12 protein-coding genes and 1 pseudogene are annotated in these 11,619 nt (G+C 65.1%); 6 read left to right on the forward strand and 7 right to left on the reverse strand.

Annotated features, from left to right (window positions below; translation table 11 throughout):
• Positions 1-60 precede the first annotated feature (60 nt).
• Positions 61-1,083 (forward strand): ketol-acid reductoisomerase, encoded by a 1,023-nt coding sequence (ilvC, locus tag CK944_RS10680; protein ID WP_103173053.1) that lies wholly within the window; start codon positions 61-63, stop codon positions 1,081-1,083.
• A gap of 331 nt (positions 1,084-1,414) precedes the next feature.
• On the opposite strand, the pseudogene yghU reads toward ilvC, so the two are convergent.
• Positions 1,415-2,272 (reverse strand): annotated as a pseudogene (gene yghU, locus CK944_RS10685) (glutathione-dependent disulfide-bond oxidoreductase); the annotation flags it as partial.
• A gap of 104 nt (positions 2,273-2,376) precedes the next feature.
• Between yghU and CK944_RS10690 the strand changes: the two are divergent.
• On the forward strand, positions 2,377-3,456 hold the full coding sequence (locus tag CK944_RS10690; RefSeq protein WP_103173054.1) for a PA0069 family radical SAM protein: 1,080 nt from the start codon (positions 2,377-2,379) through the stop codon (positions 3,454-3,456).
• Here the strand turns inward: CK944_RS10690 and CK944_RS10695 are convergent.
• Entirely contained in the window at positions 3,453-3,773 is a 321-nt protein-coding gene (locus CK944_RS10695; protein ID WP_239986035.1) for a DUF983 domain-containing protein, read from the reverse strand. The genes CK944_RS10690 and CK944_RS10695 overlap by 4 nt on opposite strands.
• Positions 3,774-4,189: 416 nt before the next feature.
• Here CK944_RS10695 and CK944_RS10700 point away from each other — a divergent pair, with 416 nt between their 5' ends.
• On the forward strand, positions 4,190-4,768 hold the full coding sequence (locus CK944_RS10700) for a VPLPA-CTERM sorting domain-containing protein (protein ID WP_239986036.1): 579 nt from the start codon (positions 4,190-4,192) through the stop codon (positions 4,766-4,768).
• Positions 4,769-4,847: 79 nt separating this feature from the next.
• Here the strand turns inward: CK944_RS10700 and bmt are convergent, their stop codons facing one another.
• The 5 genes from bmt to CK944_RS10725 all read right to left on the reverse strand — a co-directional run bounded on the left by bmt (position 4,848) and on the right by CK944_RS10725 (position 8,492).
• Positions 4,848-5,810 (reverse strand): betaine--homocysteine S-methyltransferase, encoded by a 963-nt coding sequence (gene bmt / locus CK944_RS10705; protein WP_103173057.1) that lies wholly within the window; start codon positions 5,808-5,810, stop codon positions 4,848-4,850.
• A gap of 164 nt (positions 5,811-5,974) precedes the next feature.
• The gene (gene rplI / locus CK944_RS10710; protein ID WP_103173058.1) at positions 5,975-6,553 is read right to left on the reverse strand and encodes a 50S ribosomal protein L9; all 579 of its coding nucleotides are present in this window, start codon (positions 6,551-6,553) and stop codon (positions 5,975-5,977) included.
• 12 nt (positions 6,554-6,565) lie between these two features.
• Entirely contained in the window at positions 6,566-6,793 is a 228-nt protein-coding gene (gene rpsR, locus CK944_RS10715) for a 30S ribosomal protein S18 (protein ID WP_103173059.1), read from the reverse strand.
• Positions 6,794-6,795: 2 nt separating this feature from the next.
• On the reverse strand, positions 6,796-7,251 hold the full coding sequence (rpsF, locus tag CK944_RS10720; RefSeq protein ID WP_103173060.1) for a 30S ribosomal protein S6: 456 nt from the start codon (positions 7,249-7,251) through the stop codon (positions 6,796-6,798).
• 179 nt (positions 7,252-7,430) lie between these two features.
• A complete protein-coding gene (locus CK944_RS10725; protein WP_229664967.1) occupies positions 7,431-8,492 on the reverse strand; it encodes a cytochrome-c peroxidase in 1,062 nt (353 codons plus the stop codon).
• 149 nt (positions 8,493-8,641) lie between these two features.
• Here CK944_RS10725 and speB point away from each other — a divergent pair, with 149 nt between their 5' ends.
• From speB to prmC, 3 genes are all read left to right on the forward strand, one after another.
• Positions 8,642-9,601 (forward strand): agmatinase, encoded by a 960-nt coding sequence (speB, locus tag CK944_RS10730; RefSeq protein ID WP_103173132.1) that lies wholly within the window; start codon positions 8,642-8,644, stop codon positions 9,599-9,601.
• 105 nt (positions 9,602-9,706) lie between these two features.
• Positions 9,707-10,759, forward strand: a complete 1,053-nt coding sequence (gene prfA / locus CK944_RS10735; protein ID WP_103173062.1) for a peptide chain release factor 1 — start codon at positions 9,707-9,709, stop codon at positions 10,757-10,759.
• Positions 10,756-11,580, forward strand: a complete 825-nt coding sequence (prmC, locus tag CK944_RS10740; protein WP_103173063.1) for a peptide chain release factor N(5)-glutamine methyltransferase — start codon at positions 10,756-10,758, stop codon at positions 11,578-11,580. The genes prfA and prmC overlap by 4 nt, the downstream gene beginning before the upstream one ends.
• Positions 11,581-11,619: the final 39 nt, after the last annotated feature.

Here is an 11,619-nt window from a genome sequence, read left to right on the forward strand (position 1 = left end):
GCAGGCATCATCGCGCCAGGGGCGCTAGAACGGCTCCAGCAGAATGAAAGGACCATCCCCATGCGCGTTTACTATGATCGCGATTGCGACGTTAACCTGATCAAGGACAAGAAGGTCGCGATCCTGGGCTATGGCAGCCAAGGCCATGCCCATGCGCTGAACCTGCGCGATTCGGGCGCCAAGAACCTCGTCGTCGCGCTGCGCGAGGGTTCGCCCTCGGCCAAGAAGGCCGAAGGCGAGGGCCTGAAGGTCATGGGCATCGCCGAGGCAGCCGCCTGGGCCGATCTGATCATGTTCACCATGCCGGACGAACTGCAGGCCGATACCTACAGGAAATACGTCCACGACAACCTGCGCGAAGGCGCGGCGATCGCTTTCGCCCACGGCCTGAACGTGCATTTCGGCCTGATCGAGCCCAAGCCCGGCGTCGATGTCATCATGATGGCCCCCAAGGGCCCCGGCCACACGGTCCGCGGCGAATATACCAAGGGCGGCGGCGTTCCCTGCCTGGTGGCGGTCCACAACGACGCGACGGGCAAGGCGCTTGACGTGGCGCTGTCCTATTGCTCGGCCATCGGCGGCGGGCGTTCTGGCATCATCGAGACCAACTTCCGCGAGGAATGCGAAACCGACCTGTTCGGCGAACAGGCGGTCCTGTGCGGCGGCTTGGTGGAACTGATCCGCTGCGGCTTCGAAACCCTGGTCGAGGCGGGCTATGAGCCCGAGATGGCCTATTTCGAATGCCTGCACGAGGTGAAGCTGATCGTGGACCTGATCTATGAAGGCGGCATCGCCAACATGGATTACTCGATCTCGAACACGGCGGAATACGGCCAGTATGTCACCGGCCCGCGCATCCTGCCCTATGAGGAAACCAAGGCCCGCATGAAGGCGGTGCTGCAGGACATCCAGCAGGGCAAGTTCGTGCGCGACTTCATGCTGGAAAACGCCGTGGGCCAGCCGACGCTGAAGGCCTCGCGCCGCGCCAATGACGAACACCAGATCGAGAAGGTCGGCGCGAAGCTGCGCGAGATGATGCCCTGGATCTCCAAGGGCAAGATGGTGGACCGCGCGCGGAACTGACGATAGCGTTTCTAATTAGAAAGCCCGCCTTATGGCGGGCTTTTATGAGATCTTAAGCTTCAAGAGGATAGAGCCAGAGCGCACGCTCTGCGAGGTTTTCCCAGGTTTCTCCGCGCTGATGACCGCTGACGATATAATCTAGACGGGCGGCGAAGCGGAAATTCGAATCCGAACCAATCTCGCCCTGCTGTGACCAATAGTCTTTTGTCTGTTTGAACTTTTCGTTCCGCCCTTTGAGAGAGAAATGGTGTAGTTTGGAATACAGGCTTTCATCCATGGCCTCACTTTCCAAATAATCAACCATATTCAAGACATCTTTCCGTTGAAGGCTTTTCAGCTTCTCCTGCGTCCGGGTCTGGAAATCGGATGCGTCGTGGCGTTCCCACAATTGCTGCGACGGCTCTCCGCCGGTCTTGTTGACCATGATCCCGCGCTGCACGGCAGGACGCGCGGCAATTTCATCTTGCCAGCGGCGGACATTGCCGTAGATGCCCGCGTCCAGGAACGTCGCCGCATCGCCATAGAGCTTGCCTGCAACGACCTGCCCGTACCAGGGCCAGATCGCCATGTCGGCTATGGAGTATTCGTTGCCTGCCATGAAGCGGTTGTCGGCCAGATGGCGGTTCAGCACGTCAAGCTGGCGCTTGGCCTCCATCGTGTAGCGGTCGATGGCGTATTCGATCTTGACCGGCGCATAGGCATAGAAATGCCCGAAGCCGCCCCCCAGGAAGGGGGCCGAGCCCATCTGCCAGAACAGCCAGTTCATCGCCTCGGTCCGTGCGGCGGGATCGGCGGGCAGGAAGGCGCCGAATTTCTCGGCCAGATAGACCAGGATGGACCCGGATTCGAAGACCCGGCGAGGCGGCGTCACGGAATGGTCCATCATTGCGGGGATCTTGGAGTTGGGATTGGCGGCCACGAAACCGCTGCCGAACTGGTCGCCGTCGCCGATGCGGATCAGCCAGGCGTCGTATTCGGCGTCATGGCCCGCCTCCAGCAACTCCTCCAGCATGATCGTGACCTTCTGGCCGTTGGGCGTGGCCAGCGAATAAAGCTGCAGGGGATGCCTGCCCACCGGCAGGTCGCGGTCGAACTGCGCCCCGGCGGTGGGCTTGTTGATGCTGGCGAACTGGCCTCCGTTCTGGCCCTTCTGGCTCCACACTTTTGGCGGGGTATAGTCGTCGGTCATGACGGCCTCCTGTCTGTGATGGGGGCAGGATGGGCGCGGCCAAGGGGAACATCAACCACCAAAAGTGCTGGTAAATGTTCCTGTAATGTTCTAGACTTGCGGTCATGCTTCCGCCACGCGATCCCGACGAACGCCTGAAAGCCCGAGGCACGGATACCCGCCCCGACGGCCGGTTCGAGCCGCATCAAAGGATCCGCGAAGCCGACGGCTGGGACATCCCCGAGGAAAGCCGGTTGCTGCGCACCCAGGTCACGATGGAACGACCGCGCAGCATCATCACGCGCAACACCTCGCCCGACATTTCCTTCGACCGGTCCATCAATCCCTATCGCGGCTGCGAACATGGCTGCATCTACTGCTATGCCCGGCCGACCCATGCGTATCTTGGCTTGTCGCCGGGTTTGGATTTCGAGACGCTGATCACCGCCAAGCCCGATGCCGCCGCCTTGCTGGCCCGCGAACTGGGGCGGCCCGGCTATCGCCCCGCGCCGATCGCGCTTGGCACCAATACTGACCCTTACCAGCCCATCGAAGCGAAGCTGGCGATCATGCCGGGGATCCTGCGGGTGCTGTCGGACTGGAACCATCCGATCACGCTGGTCACGCGCGGACAAGTCGTGCTGCGCGACCTGGCCTTGTGGGCTGAGCTGGCGGCCAAGCGGATGGCGGCGGTCGGCATCAGCATCACGACGCTGGACGCCGATCTGGCCCGCGCGATGGAGCCGCGCGCGCCTGCGCCTGCCACGCGGCTGCGGATGATCCGCACCCTGGCCGGGGCAGGGGTGCCGGTGCGCGTGATGGTCGCCCCGGTCATTCCCGTTCTGACCGAGCCCGAGATCGAGGCGATCCTGACCGCCGCGCGCGATGCAGGCGCCACCACCGCCAGCATGATCCCGCTGCGCCTGCCGCTGGAGGTCGCGCCCCTGTTCCGCGACTGGTTGGATCGCCACCGCCCCGGCATGGCGACGCATGTGATGAACCGGGTCCAGGCCATGCGCGGCGGCAAGGACAACGATCCCCGCTTCGGCCACCGCTTCCAAGGCCAGGGAACCTTTGCGGACCTGGCCTTGCAGCGGTTCCGGCTGGCACGCAGGCGGCTGGGCTATCACAGGGAGGCCGCGCCCCTGGATTGCAGCCGCTTCGGCCCGCCGCCCAAGGCCGGGGATCAGCTGTCGCTGTTCTAGGCGCCCCGATCCTGTTCGTTCTTGGCCCAAAGATAGCCGATGAACGCCCCCTTGACGAAGCGCAGCAGGATCAGGGTCAGCACGGTCGTGATGACGCCGGTGATGACCAGCAGCATCACCGGGCTGGGCCGGAACAGCACCCAGGTGAACCCGATCAGCGGGATCAACAGCAGCAGCATGATGGTCATGGCAAAGAAGGCCGGACCGTCCGCCGCAGGATAGCGGCCCAGTGGCGCATGGCAGACCTCGCACTGGGCGGGCACTGCCAGATATCCCCGAAGCAACCGGCCTTCGCCGCAATTGGGGCATTTGTTCATCAGACCCCGAAGAACGGAAGTCTTGCTGTCGCGTTTTTCAGTCATGGTCAGGGTCCTGGCTATTGGGATCCGGATCGACTGCCTGACACCGGGCTTGGCGACGAGGGGAATTGTCGAGAAGGAACAAGGATAGGAAGCACGGACAACATCCGCAAAGCGGATATGTTCCATTGATATGCTCCGTCACCCGCAGACATATTTATCAATTGAAACATATTGCATTAATAAACAAAAATTAATTAAAAATGGCGGGAAAAAAGTTTCCCTTTTGCGTTATAGTGAGGCTGAGGGACGTCTGCCAGAACTTCTCTACCACGCATTAGGGCAATGGGAATCGATAAATGGTAAGAAATGTCAAGGGTATAGCAGTCGCAGCATTGGCCTTGATGGCTGTCGCAGCGCCTGCCAAGGCTGCGATGATCGATTTCACGGCCTATCCTGTTGGAACCTCTGGAACATTGACGGGCAGTGTGGGGTCGATCGACTGGACGCTGACCTCCTCTCGGGGGGAGATTCGCGCCCCCGAGGCTTGCACCTCTCCGGTGCCTGAACTGGCCTGCGTGAACGACGGCCTGGGCATCTCGGGGTCCGAGATATCAGGCAATTCCAAGGACTATATTCAGATCGTCTTTTCGCGCAACGTCGCATTGGTGGCGACGTGGTTTCTGGACCTGTTCATCGCCCGTGACGGTAGCAATGCCGAAATCGCCTATGTCTCTAAAGGAACTCCCAGCGGTGTTCCCGACGTGACGGTGGTCGCCGACAAGGTTTATCCGGGCGGGAACGGCTATCGCAAGGCTGAAGGCTTCCGGTTGATCGGGACCACCTTCTCGTTCTTCGTGGATCCGGATGGCAACGACAATTTGGGTCGCCCTGATGCCGCCCTTGCCGCTGTCGAGATTGCGCCAGTGCCGCTGCCTGCCGCCGGGATGCTGATGCTGGGCGCCTTGGGTGGGTTGGCAGTCCTGAACCGTCGCAGGCAGCGCACCGCCTGATCCGCGGGATGGACTGAAAAGGGGCCGAACATGATGTTCGGCCCCTTTTTTGCCGGGTCGGGCTATGCGTCGCCGTCCCTCAGATGGTCTGGATGGCGCTGAAGCCGCCAAGCCGTCCGGCGATTTCCTCCAGCGACGGGCGGGGGCCTGCGGGACGCGATTCCAGGACGTCGCGCATGGCCCGCAGGTGGTCGCGGGTGGTGCCGCAGCAGCCGCCGATGATCCGCACCCCGAGGTCGCGGGCCAGCCAGGCGTAATCCGCCATGATTTCGGGCGTGCCGTCGTAATGCAGGCTGCCGGCTTCCAGATGCGGGATGCCCGCGTTGCCCTTGGCGATGATCGGCCGTTCGTTCCCCGAGGCCACGAAGTCGCGCACCGTCCGCAGCAGATCCGCCGCGCCTACGCCGCAATTCGCGCCATAGGCGACGGGCGGATTGGGCAGGCGTTCCACCAGGGCCGACAGTTGCGCCGAGGTCACGCCCATGATCGTGCGGCCGGCGGTGTCAAAGCTCATCATGCCGCACCAGGGCATGTCGGCCATGCGGGCGGCTTCGGCAGCGGCGCGGAATTCCTGTTCGGAACTGATGGTTTCCACCCACAGGATATCGGCGCCGCCTTCCTTCAAGGCCTCGGCCTGTTCGTGGAACATCTCGACCGCGCGGGCATGGGACAGGGTTCCGATGGGCGCCATGATTTCGCCCGTGGGGCCGATATTGCCCGCCACCACCACCTTGCGGCCCGAGGCGTCGGCGACGTCCCGCGCCATGGCGGCGCCGGCAAGGTTCAGCTCGCGCACCCGATGCGCGGCCCCTTGCAGACGAAGACGGCTGGCATTGCCGCCAAAGGTGTTGGTCAGGAACAGGTCGGCCCCGGCATCCACCGCGTCCTGGTACAGGCGCCGCACCGCATCGGGGCGGTCGGCATTCCACAATTCCGGCGCGACATTCGACGGCAGGCCCATGTTGAACAGGTTCGTCCCCGTCGCCCCGTCGGCCATGATCCAGTCGCGGCTGGCAAGAAGCTGGGAAAGGGGATCAGGCATCGGATGTCCTGCGGAGTAATGCGAAAAATCCGTCCGGGGACGGCTGCCAATCATCAAGTCCATGATACGTCTGGTTCCGGCGGGAAACAATTTGGACCAGAACGAAGCAAGGGCCGCGACGGTTTCCCGCCGCGGCCCTGAACTTTGCGTGTGCGGGCGGACCCTTAGCGGTCGTCGTCGCTGTCGTTGGCTGCCCCGATGTCGTCGAACAGTTCGGCGATCTCGAACTCGGCCGCGGCATCGGCTTCGGCGGCCAGATCCTGGATCGACTTGCCCTGCGCCTGAAGCTCGGCTTCCTCGGGCGAACGCGCGACGTTCAGCAGGATGGTCGCCTCGACCTCGGGATGCAGCACGACGTTGACCTCGTGCAGGCCCAGTTCCTTGATCGGGTTGTTCAGCACGACCTGCTTGCGGTCCAGCGTGAAGCCGGCCTCGGTCGCGGCTTCGGCCGCGTCGCGGGTGGTCACGGAACCATACAGCGCACCGGCGTCCGAGGCGGAACGGATGACCACGAAGGTCTGGCCGTCCAGCTTGTCGGCGATCTTCTGCGCTTCGGCCTTGGTTTCGGCGTTCTGCGCTTCCAGTTGCACCTTGCGGCCTTCGAATGCCTTGATGTTGGCGTCCGATGCGCGCAGCGCCTTGCCCTGCGGCAGCAGGAAGTTGCGGGCAAAGCCCTCTTTCACGTTGACGACTTCGCCCATCTGGCCAAGCTTGGCCACACGTTCCAGCAGGATGACTTGCATGTCCTCGTCTCCTTACTTCACGACATAGGGCAGCAGCGCCAGGAAGCGGGCGCGCTTGATGGCGCGGGCCAGCTCACGCTGCTTCTTGGCGGACACGGCGGTGATGCGCGAGGGCACGATCTTGCCGCGCTCGGAAATGTAGCGCTGCAGCAGACGCGTGTCCTTGTAGTCGATCGCGGGCGCATTCTCGCCCGAGAACGGGCAAACCTTGCGGCGGCGGAAGAACGGTTTGTTCGCCATGATCAGATCCTTTCAGTCCGCTCGCGGCGTTCGCCGCGGTCACCACGATCACCACCGCGATCACGGTCGCCACGGTCGCGGTCGCCGCGCGGGCGGTCGCCACGATCGCCGCGGTCACCACGCTCGCCGCGCTCTTCGCGCTTCTGCATCTGGACCGAGGGGCCTTCCTCGTGCTTGTCCACGCGCACGGTCATGACGCGCATCACGTCGTCATGCAGGCGGGCAAGGCGTTCCATTTCCTGCACGGCGGCCGAGGGCGCGTCCGAACGCAGGAAGGCATAGTGGCCCTTGCGGTTCTTGTTGATCTTGTAGGCGAGGGTGCGGACACCCCAGTATTCGTTTTCGATGACCCGGCCGCCGTTGTCGGCCAGCACGGTCCCGAAATGTTCGATCAGCCCTTCGGCCTGCGTGTTCGACAGGTCCTGGCGGGCGATCAGCACATGCTCATACAGAGGCATGGCATCCCTTTCAGTTTTTCGGGCGCATTTCATCGACGGGCAATCCTTCCGCACCCGTCACGAGAGACTGCGCCGGTTGCAAGATCTCGGCGGAAGGATGGGGTCTTATAGCGGCGAATGCCGCGTATGCAAGGCGATTCGGGGAACCCGGCCCGGCAATCGCCGGGCCGGGCCGGGTGTCATTGCACCATCGGCTGGGGCAGCGGGCTGTCGGACGCGCGCACCGGCAGGATCGGGTGGACCACCTGCGGCTGCTTGCCCGTCAGTGTGCCCAGGAAGGCCACGATCTCGTCGGTCTGGGCTTCGGCCAGTTCGGTGCCAAGCTGCGACGAGGACATGATCTGCACCGCCTCGCGCAGGTCCCAGACGGCCCCGGAATGGAAATAGGGCGCGGTCAGCGCGACGTTGCGCAGCGGTGCTGCCCGGAACACATAATCGTCGCTGGCCGTCTGCGTCACGGTGAAGCGGCCCCGGTCGCCTTCGGGCAGGACCGATCCGCCGGGCCGTTCCACCACACCGAAGGGATAATAGTCCTGGCCGCCCACGTTCACGCCGGAATGGCAGGCGGTGCAGCCCGTGTCCATGAAGGCCGCAAGACCGCGCTTTTCCTGTTCCGTCATCGCCGCGTCATCGCCTTTCAGATAGCGGTCGAAGGCGCTGTCGGGGGTGATGAGGGTCGCCTCGAACGCCTCGATCGCGCGGGCGAAGTTGTCGAAGCTGACGGGCGTCGCCTCGTCGGGGAATGCCGCCTCGAAGGCCTCGACATAGCCGGGCATCGAGTTCAGCGTGCCGATCAGGTTTTCGGGGGTGTTGTTCATCTCGACCCCGGCCTGGACGGGGCCCTTCGCCTGTTCGGCAAGGTCGGGCGCGCGGCCGTCCCAGAACTGCGCGATGTTGAAGATCGCGTTCAGCATCGTGGGTGAGTTGCGCGGCCCCTGCTGCCAGCCATGGCCGATCGAGGTGGTCAGCCCGTCCACGCCGCCCAGGCCCACGTTGTGGCAGGTCTGGCAGGAAAACAGGCCTGACAGCGACATGCGCGGATCAAAGAACAGCATCGCGCCAAGATCCACCCGTTCCGGGGTCAGCACGTTGTTGGCCGGGGCCTGGGGCGTCTGGGGAATGGGCTCGAACCATTCCAGGGCGGCGGCTCGCAGGTCGGCATCCGGCGGAAGCGCGGTCTGGGCCAGCACGGGCTGCGCAAGCGCGCCCAGTGCGGCGATGGCAAGAAGGGATGTCTTCATGGCTGTCTCTCGTTTCATGTCTCGCGCGCCCGGGATGGATGATGCCGGCCATTCGCGACCGCCGCCCTGATGCAGATCAAACCGGGACGCTTGCGATGCGCGCGGCGCTGCGCCACGATGTCGCATTGCAGCAGGGCGGGATGGCTTGGATGGCGCTTGAGGATGCAAAGAACCAGGTCGATCAGGCCTTTACCCGGAAGGACCCGCGCGGCCTGTCCTTCGAGAACGCCTTCGGCGGCGCCACCAGCTTCCTGCGCCGGCGATACAGCAAGGACCTGGCGGGCGTCGATGTTGCGGTGACGGGCATCCCCTTCGACCAGGCGGTGACGCACCGCCCCGGCACGCGCTTCGGCCCCCGCGCGATCCGCGAGGCCTCGGCGCTGCAGGCCTTCGATGCGCCCTATGGCTGGGGCTATGACCCCTTGTCCGTGCTGACGGTGGTGGATTACGGCGACATGGCCTTCGATTACGCCAACACGCGAGAGGTTCCCGCGCGGATCGAGGCGCATCTGGGCGCGATCCTGGACGCCGGCGCCGCCCCGATCACGCTGGGGGGCGATCATTCCATCACCCTGCCGATCCTGCGCGCGGTGGCGGCCCGGCGCGGGCCGGTGGCGCTGATCCAGTTCGACGCCCACTCTGATACATGGATGGACGACGACCCGGACCGGATCGACCACGGGACGTTTCTCTACAAGGCGATCCGCGAGGGGGCCGTGGATCCTGCGGCCAGCGTCAGCATCGGCATCCGCACCGACAATCCCGATACGCTGGGCGTGACGATCCTTGACGCGCCGTCGGTGCATCGCGACGGGGTGGACGCCACGCTGGCCCGGATCCGGCAGGTGATCGGCGAGCGTCCGGTCTATGTGACCTTTGACATCGACGCGCTGGATCCGGCCTTCGCGCCCGGCACCGGCACGCCGATCTGGGGCGGGTTGGCAAGCTGGCAGGCGGCGGCGCTGCTGCGCGGGCTGGCGGGGGTGGACCTGATCGGCGGCGATGTGGTCGAGGTCTCGCCCCCTTATGACACGACCGGGGCCACGGCGATCGCCGGGGCGCATGTGGCGATGGAGTTGATCGCGCTTTACGGCTGGACGCGGCGCTGACCTCGGTCCCGCGGCAGCGGGGGCTGTCTGCCCCCGGACCCCCGAGGGTATTTCGGCAACGAAGAAGTCCTTGTTTGCCTGATCGGGCGCGGGTAATCCCCTGCCATGTTGCCCGAAGATCGCCTGTCCCAGATCGTCCAGCGGTTCGAGTTTCTCGAAGCGCAGTTGAACGCCGGCGCGGCCCCCGACCAGATCGCCCGGATCAGCCGCGAATATGCCGAACTGAAGCCCGTGGTCGAGCAGATCGCCCGCTGGCGCGAGGCCGGCGCCGGCCTGGCCGAGGCCGAGGCCATGCTGGCCGATCCCGAGATGCGCGACCTTGCCGCCGATGAACTGGCCCGCCTGCGGGACGAGATGCCGGCCTTGGAACAGGCGCTGCGCATCGCCCTGCTGCCCAGGGACGCGGCCGATGCCCGCCCCGCCATCATCGAGATCCGCCCTGGCACCGGCGGGGACGAGGCCGCGCTGTTCGCGGGCGATCTTCTGTCGATGTATCGCCGCCATGCCGAACAGCAGGGCTGGACCTTCCAAATGCTGGACCTGACGGAAACCGAACTGGGCGGCGTCAAGGAAGCCGTGGCCCGCGTCGAGGGCGAGGGCGTCTTTGCCCGGCTGAAATACGAATCCGGCGTCCACCGCGTCCAGCGGGTTCCCGAAACCGAATCGGGCGGGCGCATCCACACCAGTGCCGCGACCGTGGCAGTCCTGCCAGAGGCCGAGGAGGTCGATATCGACATCCCCGCCGGCGACATCCGCATCGACACCATGCGCGCCAGCGGCGCTGGCGGCCAGCATGTGAACACCACCGATTCGGCGGTGCGCATCACCCACCTGCCCACCGGCATCGTCGTCACCAGCAGCGAGAAGTCCCAGCACCAGAACCGCGCCAATGCCATGGCCGTGTTGCGCGCCCGGCTTTACGACATGGAGCGTTCGCGCGCCGATGCCGAACGGGCGGCGGACCGCAAGTCGCAGGTCGGGTCGGGCGATCGCAGCGAACGGATCCGCACCTATAATTTCCCGCAGGGGCGGATGACGGATCACCGCATCAACCTGACGCTTTACGCGCTGGACCGGATCATGGCGGGCGATCTGGGGGACATCATCGACGCGCTGACCGCCCATGACCAGGCGGCGCGCCTGGCCGCCGAGGGATGAGGCTGTCCGAGGCTCGTCGCGATGCCGCCCGGCGGCTGACGAGGGCGGGGATCGAGGGTGCGGCCCGCGACGCCGACCGGATCCTGGCTGCGGTTCTGGGGATCGAGCCGGGGCGGCTGCGGTTGCTGGGCGACCGCGCCCTGACGGGTGGCGAAATGGACCGGCTGGACCGGGACCTGGCCGCCCGCAGCGCGCACCAGCCGGTTGCGCAGATCGTCGGTTTTCGCGACTTCTATGCCCATCGCTTCCGCGTCACCCCCGACACCCTGGACCCGCGCCCGGAAACCGAGGTGCTGGTGGATCAGGCGCTTGGCCTGCCCTGGAAAAGCGTCCTGGACCTGGGCACGGGAACCGGGGCGATCCTGATATCCCTGCTGGCGGCACGTCCGGGGGCGCGGGGGCTGGGGACGGACATCTCGGCTGCGGCGCTGGAGGTGGCGCGGGGGAATGCGGCCAGGATCGGGGTTGAGGCGGATTTCACCCTGTCGGACTGGTATGGCGGCGTGACGGGCCGTTTCGATCTGATCGTGTCGAACCCGCCTTATATCGCCTTGGACGAGATGGCCGGCCTTTCCGACGATGTGCGGGATTGGGAACCCCATTCGGCCCTGACCGATGGCGCGGACGGGCTGACGGCCTATCGCGCCATTGCGGCGGGGGCTACGGACCGCCTGACGCCCGGCGGGCATGTGCTGGTGGAAATCGGTCCGACCCAGGCCCAGGCCGTGGCCGCGATGTTTGCGCAAGCAGGGGCCGAGACACGGGTGATCCGCGATCTGGACGGTCGCGACCGTGTCGTTCTGGCCCGTTTTTCCGCCTGAAACCCGTGAATCGCCGCATTCATGCAAGTTTTCACTTGT

This window comes from Paracoccus sp. SY, from assembly GCF_002901215.1.
GTDB lineage: Bacteria > Pseudomonadota > Alphaproteobacteria > Rhodobacterales > Rhodobacteraceae > Paracoccus > Paracoccus acridae.